We start from the raw sequence: 16,674 nt of genomic DNA, 5'->3' as shown, positions 1-16,674 counted from the left end.
GAAACTGATCAGACCAGCCTTGGACTCAGCGTTAAGCACAGGGATCCAGGGGAGCTGGCAATGTTCTTGGTGGCCGGTCGCGGACAGGCACGCTTGCCCAATAGGTTGGAAGGTCTAAGTGCATCGCAGCCGCATCAAGCGAGCCGGACTATTCATCCGGCGTAAACTTTCGGACGACTGGGCTTCATTGTGGGAGCACCTTGACGTTCCGCAGTCGGCGGCGAAGCCATCCGGGCTGCCTCCCGAATTAATGTCTCCCGCATCCAGAGGCTTGCCGGATCGCTATTGTGAAGCGCCGGCCATTGGAGGGCCTCAGTCAATGTGGCGATCGGAAGCGGAAGCTCCATGATCCGTAGGGGTGTCATTTTCGCGCAATGCTGCGCCAGCCGCAGAGGCATTGTCCCTATACGGTCGGTACCCGACACCATGGGTGGGATCATGCTAAAGGATTGCACCACGATCTCGATACGTCGCTTGAAACCCCGCTCGCGCAAATACCACTCGTCAATGGCGGGCCGGCGGCTATTTCCAAACCTGACCGCAACATGACCCATCGACATGTATTGCTCGAACGTGAACGGCTCTGTCAGCTTCTTGTTCGTACTGCACCCTACGCACACGAATATATCGTCGAACAGTGCCGCATGAGGATGCTTCGACATGAACACTTCCGGCATAATGAGAAAGTCGATATCGCCGCGCTGGAGGAGCTCATCGAAGTCGTCTGAAACAGGGAGAAACTCGAAGCTGACGGCAGGAGCTTCCTGCACCAGACGCTCCACGACCTTTTCAAGAAACACGAGTGTGACGTAATCGGAGAGGATGATCCTGAAGCAGCGATCCGAATGAGCGGGGTCGAACGGTTCCCAGGTAATAACGGAGAGCTGGATATACAGCAAAGCCTCCCGGACTGTCACCGCGAGCCTTTCGGCACGTGGCGTTGGGACAAGTTCACGGCCAACCATCGTGAAGAGATCATCGTTGAAATACGTCCGCAACCGCGCCACGGCCCCGCTCATGGCTGGCTGGCTGAGATTGATACTTCGTGCCGCTGCCGTAAGGTTGCGCTCGGTCATGAGGGCGTCGAGCACGACGAGGAGATTTAGATCAAGACCCTTGAAACGCATGTTTTCCTTCATCCACGGCGTGGAGGTATGCCATACACGCCATCGATCATCGTGCCCATTGAAAGGATATAAATTGGCCGAAATCAAGTAGATCGAGCGCGCATTTGCATGGGGTCGCCCGAAACGATCGAGTAAACGGTGTTGGAACTCTGAGGTCTAACCACATTGGGCGTGGCAAACCCCTTATCCCGGCAACCTCTTAGGACGCTCGTTAGACGGCAAGGCGTCGAAACCTCCCAAGGCAAGCGCGCTGTATTGGACAAAAATTCGGGCCAACCCGACAGCTTGGCATGCGGGCTTCCGCCCAAGCAAGCACGGCAAAGCAATCGCTTGATTCGAAAACTCGCGAATGTGGCAAACACCGCCGCCGGGCAGGATACGCCGCGCGAAGGAGATTGGTTATCACCGCGCGTTTAGGATCCGCTCAATCCCCACGCCTAAATGGCTTGGCGAGCCGACATCCGGTGGGGAGTCTTCAACAGGAAAATGCCGTACCGAAATGCCGGTCTCGATCGGCATGATCAACGGGCCTCAGTCCCTGAAATTGCGGAGCTGTGTCTTGAATTATCCATCTCGCAAATAAGCATTATCTAAACAATAGATTTGCCAAACCTGTGGGGCATTGGAGTAAGGTCCCTATGTCCCCGACTTTGATCGTATTCGCCGAAACAAACTTTAGGGAAATTGATGTTCAGTCATGCAATCAAAGTCGGTGCGCCCGATTTCCGTTCATTGGGCTAGGTCCGACCGAGCCTAATGTGAAATCCGTTTTCCATAAGGGGAGCTACGACACATTCCCTTGAACGGATCCTCCCTGGACAAGACCAGCAAAGGCGGCGTGCGAGAGCATACCGCCTTTGCACATTCCGTCAATCCGTCACTGGATTTCGTAGCATCAACAGGAACATTCTTTGTCAAGACTATCCGTATTGAGTGCAGGTTCTTGCCCGCAGGAGGAACTTCCATCATCCATGAAAGGCCACGAATGCTCAGCTCCGCAAACTCTAACCCGAAGGACCTCGAAACGATCGCGCGCAACGGCGGGGTATTTCGCCGGATAGTGTCTCGAATTCCAACCTATCTCACCGATATTCGGGAGAACCCGGCTTGGCTGCCAATGTTCCTGCTGGCACGCACGATGCCGTTCCGCAAGGCACATTGGCTGACCGCAAGACAAGCGCAGCGGCGGGAAAGTCGCAAGCCCTCGATGTTTGGCGACCTCAAGGCAGAGGCGATCGCCGCCGAATTGAGAAGAAGTGGCCTATTTGCCGGATTGACGCTTCCCACCGCAATCCACGAGGAAATTGCCCGTTTTGGGAATGAGACTCCTTGCTTCGGCAATTTCGACCGAAGGTTTGACTTTTTGGCCAGCGACCATGTCGAAGCCGAGCGGTGGTTTGGCCGGACGATACTAAGTGGCCACCATTACGAACGGGCGTTACGATGTGATGCCGTCGTTGCCGTTCAGCAAGACCCGCTGCTTCTTAACGTGGCAAGGCATTATCTCGGCGGCAATGCGAGATTGATCACCACGCGGACGTGGTGGAGCTTTCCGACAAAAAATGCCTCGGATGCGGATCTGAGCCGCGCTTCCTTCAAGTTTCACTTCGATCTCGATGATTGGCGGATGCTGAAGTTTTTCTTTTATCTCACCGACGTCGATGGCAATTCCGGCCCGCATATCTACGTGCGCGGCAGCCACAACCGTCGACGCTTGAAGCATCAATTGACTCTACTGGTTGGCCATCCCGCGCACGAGGTGCTGGATTTTTACGGCGAGGAAAATGCCATCACTTTGACCGGCAAAGCGGGTTCAGGTTTCGTCGAAGATCCTTTCGGCTTTCATATGGGTACCTTGGCAAATCAGAGACCGCGGCTGATGATGGAAGTTGGATTTGGCGTCTCAAAGCCATCAAAACGCCGTTTCCATGGAGAGCCGGTTCTTCGCTAGATGAGCAGTCGTTCAGGCGCCGATGCAATTACTGACAGAGCTCTATTTCGGCGATTGGAATACAATCCGACCGTCAAGCTGGCGGTCGACGCCAGCCATCCCCTGCTGCCACGCAGCGCGACTTAGTGATCGATGATATCGCTGATGATGAAGGGAGTGCCTCACCGCTTCTAGTCGATCCGCTGCTTTCCACAACAAGTCATAGACGTTCCGGAAAACCGATGGCATCGCGAAGGAAACTGTAACCGAGGGCGAGGAAGGTCGCCTGCTCGCGATTGTCCGTGCCGGCGCCATGACCGCCGACCTCAGCTTCGTAGAAGTAGGCGGGGCAGCCGAGTGCCTGTAGCTTTGCAGCCATCTTACGTGCGTGCCCAGGATGGACGCGGTCGTCCCGTCTCCGGGTGGCGAGCAGGATGGGCGGGTAGGATTGCCCCGCTTCGGCCGTGTGATAGGCAGACATTTGACTGAGAAAGGCCCAATCCTCCGGCTTGTCGGGATCACCCTTTTCGTCAATCCAGCTCGCACCCGCGAGGAGCTTCGTGTAACGACGCAGGTCCAGAACCGGAACGGTGCAGAAGAGCGCGCCGAAACGCTCCGGATATCGAGTTAGCATGTTGGCGATCAGAAGACCGCCATTTGAGCCGCCCTGGGCAGCGATCCGTCCCGGACGCGTGACACCGCGGCGCACCAGGTCAGCGGCGACGGCGGCGAAATCGTCATGGGCAAGACGTCTTCCCGCCCTTCTTCCAGCCTCGTGCCACCGGGTGCCGAACTCGCCGCCGCCGCGGATGTTGGCCACCACGCTCGTGCCGCCGCGTTCCAGCCACAGCTTGCCTATCGCGGAGTTGTAGTGGGCCAGAACCGATTTGCCGTAGCCGCCATAGGCGGTGAGGTGAACCGGCGCATTTCCGTTTCCGTTCTCCGGGCCAACTTGTGTATAGGGGATTATTTCACCATCTGTCGAAACCGCCTCATGACGCGTGACCACCAATCCGGATGCATCGAATTTGTCTGGATCGCGTTTCAGGACGACGGGGGCGCCGAGCCGCGGCGCCCCGTTGAGATTGAACAAGAGAAGCTGCGGCGGCGTCACTGGATCTTCAGCCGAGACGAGGACTTCTCCATTGCTCTCGTGAACTTCCGCATCTAACGGCCAGGCTCGAACAGTCGTCGCAGCGGGCATGGTGTCCAAGGTTCGGTGCGTCCAATTCTGTCGTCCGGGCGTGAACATACCGAAGCGCGGGACGAGATTGTCGAGGAGGAATACCACGAGCTTTCCGTCATTCCAGAAGAAGGACTGCAGGGCGCACCTTTCGCCCGGTTCAAATAGCGTGGCAAAGCTACGCGCGCCGGCGATGAACGAGGACAGGGAGATGCCGAGCAGCGCGTCAGCCGCATGGGTCGTCCCTCCGACCTTCCATGCGTTGCGCAACTTCACAGCCAGCCAATCACCGAAGACGTTCCAGCTCGCATCTCGGGGAAGATCGATCTGGGTCTTCGGACCGCTCCTGTCGCCGATCCAGCGGATTGCGTCGAAAAAGGTCCGTTGCTCGATGAACCAAACGCGTTCGCTTGCGGCGGTACGATCCAGATAGCCGAACACGAGGATGCATTCGGGCCCCGCCTCGAAGATAACCGGCGCGGCGAGCGGATCCGAACCCCGCGTCCATAATCGCACTGTGCGCGCATAGCCGGAGCGCGTGGCCATGCCATCGCCGAGAGCGATGGAAAGCAAAAGAGTGTCGTGATTGAGCCAGGCAATATGGCCTTTGGCCTCCGGGAGATTGAAGCCGTCGGCGACGAGGCTTCGCGTGGTTAGATCGTACTCGCGATGCTCGACCGCGTCGCTGCCACCCAGCGATAGGCGAAGGACGGCCCTTTCGCATCTTCCCGGTTCGATCGAGGCACCGTTCCATATCCAGTCCTTTCCCTCTGTCTTGGCGAGGTCATCCAAGTCGAGGACGATCTCCCACTCCGGCTCCGCCGTCATGTAGGCGGCGAGCGTTGTTCTGCGCCACACGCCTCTCGGGTTTGCGGCATCTCGCCAGAAATTATAGAGGTATCGGTCCCGGCGCGTGATCCACGCAATCTTGTCAGGGCGGTCGAAAATACCTGCGAGCGTGTCGCGGTCTCCTTCGAACCGAGGCCCGCCAAAGCGCGCCAGCGTTCGCGCCGATTGCTCAGTAGCCCAAATCAAGGCTTTCTCGCCATGAATGTCTTCGAGCCAGAGATAAGGGTCGTCATCGGGGGCATTCAGTGTCGGGCGAGCATCGATACCAGTCATGTGCGAAAAACTCCTAATCGAGAAAACTTCGTGGTGCGGGGAAGTGGTAAGTCTGTGATGGCGGGCACCTGGCCGGGCGATCTGTCCGGAGATGGGATGGTATTGTCTCGCCTGGTTTTATGTTGCCGAGCCTCCGAGGTTAAGAAACAGGCGGCAAATAAGCGGCTGTTTTAGCCGATCAAATGGATTTGGCCCTGCCAGAAATCGTTACCGCTCCGTGGCCGCTGGGCGATCCCGCGAACCGAGCAATGGCTCGGTCTAGGCTCGCGGAAAGCTCGCACAGAACTTGGGCCTCCACTCACATCCGCAGGAACAACCGGAGCTGGCGCCGCGAAGAAGGGGGCGGTCCGCAATTTGGCGCCAAAAGCGCTGATCACCGCCGCACCCGCGCGACTTTTATCCGGCGAATGCGAAAGTCCGGTAAGCACATGTTCATTGGAATCCCAGCGAAGGTTCATTGGCGACTATTGGTCGACGCCGAGCAATTATGACAATCGCGCCAACTCGAACAATCGAGCGCTCCGATGCCAGGCGGGTGCCAGGCGGGCAACGGATCCTTCGGGCTGAATGCGGATCTGCGCCAGACTTGGCATGATACCTTTCTCCTCCATTCTATCGGATCGATGTCGTCACAGGTCGGCCGTTCCTGTCACCTCCTGGCAAAGGAACTTCAAAAGCCATGCCAGCTGTGCAAAGAACGTGAAATGACCCGCTATCCACCGGTTTAGGTATGGATGCGCCGGTTGGCCGAACACGTCCGTGTCGCGGACGGAACAAACCTGACAGTGTCCCCCGGATCAAACAACAACGCGAAGACTTATTGAAGTTTCAGGCGAGAGTGTGCCGGTTCATCACAGACCTGGTAATCGTGCCGATCAACCAGAAAGGAGCAAGACCGGGGGAGGCTATTACGATTGATCAGTGGCGGGGCGCTGATTGGCAAGCTGTTTGCTAGTTGAGCCCGGGGCAGCGAAAGCGACAAAGCTAGTCGGCTGCTATTGCGACATTGGATTCTATAAAATGAACCCAAAGGAGGGCGGCGGCGGATGACATGCATTGTCGGTTTAATCAGCGACGCATCTGTTCACATCGGGGGCGACAGCGCTGGTGTGGCCGGCTATTCGCTTACCGTCCGAGCCGATCGCAAAGTTTTCCGCAAACAGGACTTCCTCTTCGGATTTACCTCTTCGTTCAGAATGGGCCAGCTTTTGGCACATTCCTTCAAGCCGCCCAAAAGACACCCCGAAACGGATGTATATGCCTTCATGGTGACGGATTTCGTCAACGCGCTTCGCCAATGCTTGAAAGATGGCGGCTACGCACGACGGCAGAACGAAGCTGAGCGCGGCGGCACCTTCCTCGTCGGCTATGCCGGAAGGCTTTTCAGAATCGACGATGATTACCAGGTTGGCGAGCCGGTCGATGGCTTTGACGCCTGTGGATGTGGTCAGCAAATAGCACTGGGCGCGCTCTTTGCATCGTCCAGCGCTCCGCCCCGCGAAAGGTTAGAGATGGCTCTCAACGCCGCCGAGCGATTTTCCGCCGGGGTGCGCGGCCCGTTTCACTTTGAGACTCTCGATCTGGCTGCATGATGATGGTCGCTACTGCAACTGATTGTGGCGAGTTCGCTAAAGTCTAAATCGCCGTTTCTTCAGGCCCGAGGTCCGTATCGTCAGCGAGGGCCGTTCGCCGTGAAGCGAGATCAACTTCGGTCTATCCGAACGACTCATCATCAAAAATTACTTCGTGATCTCGGAAAGCAATTATCCCGTCATCGCAGGTGCATGACCGAGTGACTTGTTGACGGCCGGGATGATCTTGTCTCCCCAGAGTTCGATTTGCCGCAGCATCGCCTGATGATCGAAATCGCCCAATTGGCAATGAATTGCGATCTGGGACGGTTTCAGCACACTAATCTCTTCCAGCAGGCGATCGATCACCCGATTCACATTGCCGATTGGCAGATTGTCGCGCATCGTTTGAAACGACAGGTCCTGTTGGGTCGGGGTTTCCTGCAGCAGGTAACCGTCCTCACTTTGTTGTCGGCGCTGATGAAGCGCCTCAGATAGCCGACGCTGGAAACGGGCGTTATCGAGATAGCTGTTGATCTCCGTCTCATTGTCGCTGGCATAGCAACAACGCAACAGCGAAATCTTGGCGTCCGTAACAGTCTTACCTTTTGACAGTGCTGCGTTCTCGATGCTTTCGCGCAGCCTGCTCAAAGTGTCCAAGCCGTCGTGGAATGCTGTGACGAAAAGATTGTGTCCCTCGCGATAAGCACGGCCCATGTTGTATCCGGACGCCGTGGCGATCCAGATCGGGGGGGTCGGCTTCTGGATAGGCCGCACCGAAATAGCCGTGGGAGGTACTTTTATATATTGACCATCGTGCTCGAAAATCTTTTGCTTGAGACCCTTGAGAACGACATCCAGATATTCCGAACAAATGGACGGCGCCTCATCGATTTCGACACCGAAGCGGTCAAACTCAAACTGCTGATATCCAGAGCCGATGCCAAGCTCCAGGCGACCGCTCGAAACGATATCGGCGAAACCTATCTCGGAAAGCAGACGTTGTGGTTGATAAAGCGGCAAGACGCAAACACCAGTGCCGAGGCGAATGGAGTTCGTCCGGCCGGCACAATGGGCAACCATCATCAAGGGCGATGGAACCAGGCTATAGTTGTTGAAGTGGTGTTCGGCAAACCACGCGGTGTTGAAGCCAGCTTGCTCCGAAAGGACTGCCTGTTCGATTGAGTTGCGGATGATGCTGGCGGGCGATTGATGATAGCCCCGCTGGGAAGCAAGGATGAAGGTCGCGAATTCCATAGCGTTTCCTCATTAACGTTGGGCCCGTCGGCAAATGGTCGATAGCTACGTGTCGTGGCTGCGGTCCCGATCCGCTTTTTTCGGTATTCGAGGTTTCGAGACAGATCGCTTGCCGTTCGCCGGCCGCAAGCGCTCCTTCAAATTGTCAAATTCGATGATCTCACGCATCCCATCTGGCAAATGGTGTCATTTTCGATCTCCCGTGAATGTTCTGATCGTGGGACAATCCAATATCGCCCGACCTTCAGCCGTTGCCGACGTAGAGGGTCGAACCGTTGATGTATGAAGCATCTGGCGAAGCTAGAAAAAACGCGGCGTTTGCCATGCCTTCGAACTGCCCACCGCTACGGGCCGGGTTGCGGCGGCTGATCGCTTTCCGTGCACTATCAGGTGTGTGAATGAAGCCAAGAGCAATCGTCGCAGTCCGAATGCCAACCGGCCCGAGTTCGGCCGCCATGCAGCGGGTCAGCATTTCCAACCCCGCCTTTGATGCGCCATACGCATGGCGCTGGGCAATCGTCAGGGAACGGTTAATTGATCCGATGTTCAGGATTACCCCGTCGGGCCGCATCGTCTTGATAGCCTCACGCGCGCAGGTGAAGGCACCGGTGAGGTTGACATCGATGACGCGCGCGATCTCGGCAGGCGTTTGCTCAACTCCCGACTCGCAGCTGTCGGGCCAAGCGGAACTGTTGACGAGGACCTCAAGCCGCCCGAACCGCTCCCGCACATCGTCGAACAGTGCTACCACCTTCGTTTCACTTGAGATGTCCACGGATTTTCCCATGTGCTCGCCGCCGAGGGATTTTGCGAGCTTCACCGCTGCGGCGCCGTTTATGTCTGCAATTACGACGGTATCGCCGTTTGCTGCAAAGCGGCGGACAACGGCCGCGCCTATGCTGGTCGCGCCGCCCGTCACGAGGACGATCCGCTTATTGGTTGATTGTGGCGGGCGGGAAAGCTCGGCTACTGGTATTTCGCTTACTCGCGGGTGCGCGTCGCCGGGCTGGTTGAAGGACATCCACCCCCCATCAATTGTCAGCACCGTGCCGTTGATGTAATGCGCATCCGGGCTGGCGAGAAACCGCACGGCTCGCGCAATTTCGTCCGGACGCGCCATCCGTCCCATCGGCACACGGCTACGCACCGCCGCCAAGTTCGTCTGGCCCGCGCGTTCCAATTTCGCAACCATCGGCGTGCGCACATAGCCCGGCGCCACTGCCGTCACGCGGATGCCAAGCGAAGCCAACTCGGAGGCGAGCGATTTCGTAACCGAGATAAGGCCCGCTTTCGAAGCAGCGTAGGCGTTGCGTTTTGGATTGCCAATTATGCCCGCCATCGAGGCGACGTTGACAATCGCAGCACCTGGCTGCATCCGCCGCGCCGCTTCGCGAGCCATGAGGAAGGGCCCGATCAGGTTTACCGCCATTGCGCGTCGGAAGTCGTCGATGGGGGTCTCAGTGGTCGCGGCCATGCTGGGTCCCATCGCCGCATTATTGACAAGAACGTCGATGTGGTCGAACTGCGCGTCGATCCGCGCATAAAGGGCAAGGATATCTTCTTCCCGCGAGACATCGAATTCAAGCCCGAGATCCGCCGCGCCGAAACCGCGAGCCAGTTCAAGCACGCCGCTGTCCGGAAGGTCTGCGGCAACAACTATGTCCCCGACAGCGAGATGAGCGTCGACGAGTGCGCGGCCGATCCCGCCTGCAGCGCCTGTAATGATGACGACGCGTCCTTGCTGTTTCATGAGGAATTCTCCTGACCGTTTTCCGGACCATGTTTTCCGGACAACCACCCCGGCATGGCAGTAGATTGAGAGGTCGCGTGGTTTACATTCGGCCATCGACGAAGATTTAAAACCGCTCATCACCGAGGCGTTTTCGCCATGTGGATCAGATCTTCACGTTTTTGAAGAAAACGACGTTTCACGAGCGCATAGACCGGATCGGCCGGATACGATGCCCCGATCGGCTGCCGGAGACCAAAACGCTCCACCTCTGAGGTCACTGGCGCGGTCTGTTCCTCGAACCAATCGTAGACGACGGTCCGCTCGGCAATGCGCCACTCACCTTCTCTTTTCTGAAACAGATCGCAATAGCGGCCACACAAGAGGACCTGACGTATCGTCCTCGCGCCGTCCGGTCCCCGCTGCAGCGCAGTGAAGTAACTCTCGACGGCAGCCTCCGCCGGATCGATGAACTCAATCAGAACGTTCGTGATCTGATGGATGTTGCGCGGTTCGGTCTTGAAGACACCCAGCGCGAACTCTATGAATCCCTCGGCCGAGCCGGAATAAGCGCCGTGATTATCGTGCGCATCGGGCCAGTACGCACTGCGTAGCGCCGCCTCGTCTGCCCGATCTATCCCGCGACAGTATCGATAAAGACAGTCGCGGATCGCCTCGCGATCAAGTAATTCGGTAATTTGTTCGTGGCACATCGCTTTGTCGCTAATTCCAGGTTGGGAAGAGGCATTCGTGCATTGATCGACGCGGCAACGACGCCAGGATGTTCGTAGCCGGCGGACCATCGAGGAGATGCTGCACTTTGCACCTGGCACGGGGCGGCTCGCCAATATGCTTCCCACCGATCAAACCGTCGTTTGGTTCGACGTCCGTAAGTGCGCTCGGCCGCGGTTGAAAGTTATCGGGGATTTGGCCCCTCAGACCGTTCGCTCTCTTGGCTTCCATTGCTCTCCTCTTCGACGAAATCCATTTGACGATTTGATATGGTCCGCCTCCCCTCCTGCCGACCGGAACCGAATAATTGTTTACCGGTCGGCATCGCCGGTACAGGACCCCACCACTTTCAAAGACAAACACGTTCAAATCTCATGCCAACGCGACTGGCGTAGCGGACGAAATGTCTTAGCGGCTTGATTTCACCTGCTTACGTGGGAACAGCGAGATTGACTTAACGAAGGCTGTGTCGGGTATCTGACAAATTGGACAGTGTTTGCGGTTGAATCTCCATAACGCGTTTTATCGCCTCTCTGAGACGTTTCGCTGTCCTCGGCCCTCGGGAAGAAACATGGACAAAGCTTTTGCCGGCTCCTTCTTCAAAGTTGGCACGGTTTTTGACGTTGCTCCGATGCAGTAAGAACCGCAAACACATATTTCTCGCGTTGGTCGCCGCATGGAACGGGGATCATGGAGGCCTGCAGCTAAATGAAGAGGCCCGTCAGTTTGAGCGTCGCGGACAAAGATGGAAGGTCGCGGCACGTTCGAGACTTCTCCAATATCGATCGGCGAAGAATTACGGGGAAAATGGTGGAAGAGCGACTTTTCAAACGCGACGAAACTTCTCGGCGTTAGGTTCAACGTAATCGAGCTTGCTCCCCAAATGGCGTTGAACGAATGCAGTTGTGCGCTGCGGCTTTCATAAAGTCTCGGTTTCCCATCGGAATCTGACATCGAAGATCCCTGCAGACGCACATGTGGCCTACACAGTGGAAGGGCGAGGTCCAGACATGTTCACCCAAAGTCTTCCCCCATGCGGCTTTTCCATAATTGTGAAGTTCGGTGGAAACCTCATGCATGATCTGTCGGCCTGTAGGACGGCTGTGGCGGAACTCGAGCGCTTGGTCCAGCGTGGACATCGAATTTTAGTAGTTCCCGGCGGGGACTTTCACGACAAGGCGATGGAGCGTGTTGACGACCTATATGCTCTGGCACCGGTTTCGACCCATCACGCGTGCGCTCTTGTCCAAGATCAGAAAGGAAATTTGCTGGCCAGTCGTGCTTTTTCTTCGAAACTTGTTCCGTCTGCAACGTTGAGCGAATGTCGGAGCCTGGCAAAGGTTGGCAAAATTCCAGTTCTGCTTCCGTCGCGCATGCTTTCCACAACGGATTCGGTTGAATGGAGTTGGGACATTACGTCCGACGCTGTGGCCGCGTGGATTGCGTGGGTAACCAACGCTCCTTTATTGGCAATCCTGACCGACGCAGACGGCGTCTATCGCAATGGGGCAACTCACAATCCGGAGGCGCTGATCGAGGAGATAGATGCCCACGATCTTGCGGAGCTTGGTCATGCGCCGGTCGATGCTTGTGCGGCCCATTTCATGTCCTTGCGAGGTGCTGCGGGGGTTGTTATCAACGGCACGCATCCAGACCGGCTCCGTGATTGGACCGAAGGAAAGCACGTGAGAGCGACCTACATCACCACATTTCCCTACAAAGAAAGCGCCCCATCACGTTCGGCTTAGTCAACGACATTGCCGGCGTCAAACGGCCTGATCATGGTTCCTTCCTCCGGCACGTTCTTTCATAATATCGCCATTGGTCACAGCAACGGCGGCTCCGGATCCTCGAAAGGCTCAATGATATCTGGGCGGTCATTTTTCGGCGAACCGACGTCCTTGCCGATCGGCCACATGGTCATAAGCTCGCTCGGGATCTTACGAGGAAATAAGTTCCATATCCGCCGGCGCCGATCCAAGTTGGCCGACCGCACCAATGTAAGCTTCGCATGACTTCATGCTTGGACGGTTTACAGAAGAACTGGATTTTGAACACCCTTTGATCGAGATAATTCACAGTCACAAAGATCGGCATACCCGGCGCTATGCAGTCCTTGCCGCCCGACGCGCCGCACCGGGTTTTTCGCCGGGCTTCAAGCAACTTTGCAAGAGACGGAGTTTTGACCAAGCCGGCGACGACAAGCGCCATGCAGGCAGAAGCGCTTGATCGTATTCCATGCGCCTGGGTGCCCCTTCAGCCGGACCGATTCTACTACGTGCGAGGATAGATACCTACTTCCGCCGAAGGCGGTTCACCATAACGCGGCGGGATGGTCGTCGAGCGTCGCTACCTCCTGCCCAATCCGCCCGGCGCTTGCTTCGGCAATGATCCAGTTGCAAGCGGCCCGCATGCCTGCGACCGCGGCCCGCATCGCATGATTGACCCAGATGACATTGGAGATCCCAGCCTCATGATGCACTGAAATGACTGTGCGGTAGTAGTTGGAGGGCGCAATTATGATCGGAAGCCGCTTCCACTCCTTTGCGAAGGTGAGAACCTCCTCCATTTTCGCCTCTTGCGAATGGATCAGGATTGCATCGGCGCCGGCGTTCGCATAGGCGTCCGCCCGCAACAGGGCCGCCTTGAGACCGTAACCCGCGATCAAGGCTTCGGTGCGGGCGACAAGCACAAGATCGTTTCCCGTCGTGTCCTTGATCGCCTTCAGGCGGCCGGAACACACTTCGATATCGTCCAGCGGATGACGACTGCCGACAGAGGAATTCATTTTCGGGAAGCCCTTATCATCGATGCACACACCAGATGCGCCATGTTGCAAAAGCTTTACTGCCATCAACCGCGCGCTATTCATGTTCCCGAAGCCGGAGTCACCATCGGCCAGGATCGGCAGCCCGCTGGCATCCGCCATTCGTTCCACCACCTCCATCAGATGTGTCCAACTCGCCTCCCCGACGTCGCGATAGCCGAGGCTCTTCGAAATGGACGGTCCAGACGCCCAGATGGCCTTAAAGCCCGCCTGCGTGGCGATCAGCGCAGAAAGCCCATCATACGCTCCCATCAGGTGCGTGAGGTTCGGCGAGGAAATCAGATCGCGGAGCGTTTTCGTCGGATCCTCAATCGCCCCGATGCTCTTTGGAACGAAAACCGTTTGATCCATATCATGCTCCTTCGGAAATCTGCCGGTGCCAAGCGCAGCGAAAAGAGCAACGACGCAAGTTGCGTGCCGGATGGGCGCAAACGGCCGTGCTACACGACCTGTCCCGGCAGGCAGCCCAGGCACTGCGATCCCTTCGTCCGTCTTCCAACATTCTTGTCCCCTTTCGAACATAAGAAGGTTGGCGAAGGGACACGCGAGAAAGAACCTAGTCGTCCAATCGCGATGACCGGGCCCGCACTTTTAATCTCACTGGGACCGGACACGCGGCCGTCTTGCCGAAGAGCTGGAGAGTGGTACAGGTCTTAATCTGGAGATGGTCGAGAACGGCAACGCGACGCATCGGTCGGCGCTGCAAGAAGAGGTGTCTCGGCAAATCGTTGCGCCCAAAAGCGCGAGTACCGCGGCCACATCAACGCCCGCCGGCGGTGCGAGTTGAAGGATCTGACACGACTTTCCGGAACGTTTCTGTATTTTTCGAATATCGGACGCTTCCCGATAACGGGCGACTAACCGATGTCACCGCGGCGGACGTCATTCGAGGCTCGGATATCTCGGTCAGTGCCGTTGTTCGAGGGGCTCCTACTCAAACCAGGGCTCGGTGCAGAAGCAGAATAGTTCTCTACCCTCAAAGGCAATGGCACGGCGCTTGCTAGACCAGTATCTCGGATCTCGGCTGAGATCGAATACTGCGGCCGTAATCGCAAAACAACGCGTCAATTGTCTGTTATGAAGGAGCAATTGGATGACCAGCAAAAAGAAGGTTCCCTTCGTCACGTTCCGCACGCGTGTTCGCGATGATGCCCTACCCGGACCGAATCCGTATCGCTGGAAAGACAAGACATCCGACGACTATTTCAGCGGCAAGCGCGTCATCTTGTTTTCGCTGCCAGGCGCCTTCACCCCCACCTGCACCAATCAACAGCTACCGGATTTCGAAAGCCTTTATGGGGAGTTTCAAAAGAAGGGCATCGATGAGATTTACTGTCTCTCCGTAAACGATGCATTCGTCATGAACGCCTGGGGCAAGTCCGTAGGGCTTCACAACGTCAAGCTCATCCCTGACGGCTCAGGAGAATTTACGCGCAAGATGGGCATGCTCGTCGCCAAGCACAATCTCGGTTTCGGAATGCGTTCCTGGCGCTACGCGGCGGTGGTCGATGACGGTGAGGTGGAGCAGTGGTTTGAGGAAGAAGGCTATTCTGACAACTGTCAAACCGATCCCTATGGCATTTCATCGCCGCAAAACATCCTCGAAACGCTGAAGGCCTCGGCCGCAGCATAGGCACGGAGGATCCAAAGCCTCATAAAATGAAAATTCGCGCGACTACGTACCAAGATCGATAGGGGTTTCGCTCTTAGGATGCAGTATTTAGCAAACCTTCTCCAGCGCCAAAAGCAATCGCTGGTAATTACGCCTCAGCTCATCCAATCGATTCGCTTGCTGCAACTGGCGCACGGCGAGCTGCATCAGTTCGTCGAACAGGAACTGGAGAAGAACCCGTTTCTGGAGCTGGCATCAAGCGACGGCATTGCTTCTGACGATGTCGTTTCGAGCTCGGAGAATACGCCCGACATTGCCGGGCAGGAGGCCAAGGTTGATGCGCCGACACGGGTCGACGCTCGCGAGCCACTTGGAGAATGGAAATCAATTCGGAATGGAGCCAATGCTTCGTCAGAGCAACCCCCTGGCTTCGAGGAGTTTGCGGCTTCTACCGAAACATTGCACGACGATGTCGCCCGGCAGATCGCCCTCACTGCATTCACCTCTCGAGATCGGCTGATCGCCGGTGCGCTTGCCAATCATCTGGAAACCACTGGATATCTTCAGGTGGACCTATCAGAGCTGGCAGCAAGCCTGGGTGTCCGCGACGCAGACGTCGAACGGGTTCTCGCGACCTTGCAGCATTTCGATCCACCTGGAATTTTTGCGCGAACCCTTAGCGAATGCCTCGAGATACAGTTGCGGCAGCGAGATCGGTTCGACCCTGCTATGGAAGCGCTGATCGCAAATCTTGAGTTGGTTGCGCAACGCGACTTTCGCGCATTGAAGCGGCGCTGCGGTGTCGACGACGACGACCTTCTCGACATGTTGCACGAGATCCGGACACTCGATCCCAGGCCCGGAAACCGATTCCAATCGGGACGACCAGAAGCCATCATACCGGACGTTCGGGTCCTGCCTTCGAACGCAGGCGGGTGGCAGATCGAGCTCAATCCCGACATGCTGCCCAAAGTGCTCATCAACCAAACCTATTTTTCCGAAGTCTCCCGTCTGACCGCGCATGATTCCAAAGATCAGGCATTCCTCAACGAATGTTTCCAAAACGCGAACTGGTTGGTTCGCAGCCTCGATCAGCGCGCCAAGACGATCCTTAAGGTAGCGACCGAAATCGTCCGCCAGCAGGATGTCTTTCTGGAACGAGGCACTGCCTATCTTCGGCCTCTCAATCTTAAGACTGTCGCTGACGCGATCGAGATGCATGAGTCGACGGTGAGCCGTGTGACTTCGAATAAATACATGCTCACCCCCCGTGGCGTGTTCGAACTGAAGTATTTTTTCACGGTAGCGATTGCCTCCTCCGAAGGCGGTGAGGCACATTCGGCCGAAGCTATCCGCCATCGCATCAGGGCAATGATCGCCGCGGAAACGGAGGACAGTGTGCTTTCCGACGACAATATGGTCGCCCAGCTTCGGGGAAGCGGCATCGATATAGCGCGCCGCACCGTCGCAAAATACAGGGAAGCAATGAATATCCCCTCCTCCGTTCAACGCCGCCGCGAGATGCGGGCGGGATTTGGATAGATGCCGACCGAACGTAACGATCTCGCACCACTCGCAAAACCG

Annotated in this window: 11 protein-coding genes and 1 pseudogene; 5 read left to right on the top strand and 7 right to left on the bottom strand. The window is 56.8% G+C overall.

The features are described 5' to 3' along the window. Window positions 1-152 precede the first annotated feature (152 nt). Window positions 153-1,127, bottom strand: a complete 975-nt coding sequence (locus QA648_RS33280) for a LysR family transcriptional regulator (protein ID WP_283054730.1) — start codon at window positions 1,125-1,127, stop codon at window positions 153-155. A 985-nt stretch (window positions 1,128-2,112) separates the two neighbouring features. On the opposite strand from QA648_RS33280, the gene QA648_RS33275 reads away from it, so the two are divergent. Then, window positions 2,113-3,078, top strand: coding sequence for a hypothetical protein (locus QA648_RS33275; RefSeq protein ID WP_283054756.1), 966 nt, complete (start codon window positions 2,113-2,115; stop codon window positions 3,076-3,078). A 199-nt stretch (window positions 3,079-3,277) separates the two neighbouring features. Here the strand turns inward: QA648_RS33275 and QA648_RS33270 are convergent, their stop codons facing one another. Next, entirely contained in the window at window positions 3,278-5,362 is a 2,085-nt protein-coding gene (locus tag QA648_RS33270; protein WP_283054729.1) for a prolyl oligopeptidase family serine peptidase, read from the bottom strand. Between the two features lie 1,046 nt (window positions 5,363-6,408). On the opposite strand from QA648_RS33270, the gene QA648_RS33265 reads away from it, so the two are divergent. Further along, the gene (locus QA648_RS33265) at window positions 6,409-6,954 is read left to right on the top strand and encodes a hypothetical protein (protein WP_283054728.1); all 546 of its coding nucleotides are present in this window, start codon (window positions 6,409-6,411) and stop codon (window positions 6,952-6,954) included. Between the two features lie 171 nt (window positions 6,955-7,125). On the opposite strand, the gene QA648_RS33260 is transcribed toward QA648_RS33265, so the two are convergent. The 3 genes from QA648_RS33260 to QA648_RS33250 all read right to left on the bottom strand — a co-directional run bounded on the left by QA648_RS33260 (window position 7,126) and on the right by QA648_RS33250 (window position 10,632). Next, entirely contained in the window at window positions 7,126-8,190 is a 1,065-nt protein-coding gene (locus tag QA648_RS33260; protein ID WP_283054727.1) for an LLM class flavin-dependent oxidoreductase, read from the bottom strand. A gap of 244 nt (window positions 8,191-8,434) precedes the next feature. After that, window positions 8,435-9,940, bottom strand: a complete 1,506-nt coding sequence (locus QA648_RS33255; RefSeq protein WP_283054755.1) for an SDR family oxidoreductase — start codon at window positions 9,938-9,940, stop codon at window positions 8,435-8,437. A gap of 119 nt (window positions 9,941-10,059) precedes the next feature. After that, a complete protein-coding gene (locus QA648_RS33250; RefSeq protein WP_283054726.1) occupies window positions 10,060-10,632 on the bottom strand; it encodes a nuclear transport factor 2 family protein in 573 nt (190 codons plus the stop codon). A 1,029-nt stretch (window positions 10,633-11,661) separates the two neighbouring features. On the opposite strand from QA648_RS33250, the gene QA648_RS33245 reads away from it, so the two are divergent. Further along, entirely contained in the window at window positions 11,662-12,399 is a 738-nt protein-coding gene (locus QA648_RS33245) for an aspartate kinase (RefSeq protein WP_283054725.1), read from the top strand. A 77-nt stretch (window positions 12,400-12,476) separates the two neighbouring features. On the opposite strand, the pseudogene QA648_RS33240 reads toward QA648_RS33245, so the two are convergent. Together QA648_RS33240 and QA648_RS33235 are read right to left on the bottom strand one after the other, a co-directional pair. Then, window positions 12,477-12,587 (bottom strand): annotated as a pseudogene (locus tag QA648_RS33240) (SOS response-associated peptidase); the annotation flags it as partial. Window positions 12,588-12,965: 378 nt separating this feature from the next. Beyond that, window positions 12,966-13,829: an isocitrate lyase/phosphoenolpyruvate mutase family protein gene (locus tag QA648_RS33235; protein ID WP_283054724.1), complete on the bottom strand. Its 864-nt coding sequence runs from the start codon at window positions 13,827-13,829 to the stop codon at window positions 12,966-12,968. A 742-nt stretch (window positions 13,830-14,571) separates the two neighbouring features. Between QA648_RS33235 and QA648_RS33230 the strand changes: the two genes are divergently transcribed. Together QA648_RS33230 and rpoN are read left to right on the top strand one after the other, a co-directional pair. Next, on the top strand, window positions 14,572-15,111 hold the full coding sequence (locus QA648_RS33230; RefSeq protein WP_283054723.1) for a peroxiredoxin: 540 nt from the start codon (window positions 14,572-14,574) through the stop codon (window positions 15,109-15,111). A 78-nt stretch (window positions 15,112-15,189) separates the two neighbouring features. Beyond that, window positions 15,190-16,632, top strand: coding sequence for an RNA polymerase factor sigma-54 (gene rpoN, locus QA648_RS33225; protein WP_283054722.1), 1,443 nt, complete (start codon window positions 15,190-15,192; stop codon window positions 16,630-16,632). The last annotated feature ends 42 nt before the right edge of the window (window positions 16,633-16,674 follow it).

Origin of the sequence: Rhizobium sp. CB3171 (assembly GCF_029714265.1) — a bacterium.
In the GTDB taxonomy this organism is placed as follows: domain Bacteria; phylum Pseudomonadota; class Alphaproteobacteria; order Rhizobiales; family Rhizobiaceae; genus Rhizobium.
Note: the sequence above shows the minus strand (reverse complement) of the source record. Positions and strands in the feature narration are given on the sequence as shown.

Bases quoted from the DNA above. Each gene is read 5' to 3' on its own strand.
- QA648_RS33270 (WP_283054729.1), bottom strand. From the start codon at position 5,362: ATGACTGGTATCGATGCTCGCCCGACACTGAATGCCCCCGATGACGAC.
- QA648_RS33235 (WP_283054724.1), bottom strand. From the start codon at position 13,829: ATGGATCAAACGGTTTTCGTTCCAAAGAGCATCGGGGCGATTGAGGAT.
- QA648_RS33265 (WP_283054728.1), top strand. From the start codon at position 6,409: ATGACATGCATTGTCGGTTTAATCAGCGACGCATCTGTTCACATCGGG.
- QA648_RS33280 (WP_283054730.1), bottom strand. From the start codon at position 1,127: ATGCGTTTCAAGGGTCTTGATCTAAATCTCCTCGTCGTGCTCGACGCC.
- rpoN (WP_283054722.1), top strand. From the start codon at position 15,190: ATGCAGTATTTAGCAAACCTTCTCCAGCGCCAAAAGCAATCGCTGGTA.
- QA648_RS33245 (WP_283054725.1), top strand. From the start codon at position 11,662: ATGTTCACCCAAAGTCTTCCCCCATGCGGCTTTTCCATAATTGTGAAG.
- QA648_RS33255 (WP_283054755.1), bottom strand. From the start codon at position 9,940: ATGAAACAGCAAGGACGCGTCGTCATCATTACAGGCGCTGCAGGCGGG.
- QA648_RS33260 (WP_283054727.1), bottom strand. From the start codon at position 8,190: ATGGAATTCGCGACCTTCATCCTTGCTTCCCAGCGGGGCTATCATCAA.
- QA648_RS33275 (WP_283054756.1), top strand. From the start codon at position 2,113: ATGCTCAGCTCCGCAAACTCTAACCCGAAGGACCTCGAAACGATCGCG.
- QA648_RS33250 (WP_283054726.1), bottom strand. From the start codon at position 10,632: ATGTGCCACGAACAAATTACCGAATTACTTGATCGCGAGGCGATCCGC.
- QA648_RS33230 (WP_283054723.1), top strand. From the start codon at position 14,572: ATGACCAGCAAAAAGAAGGTTCCCTTCGTCACGTTCCGCACGCGTGTT.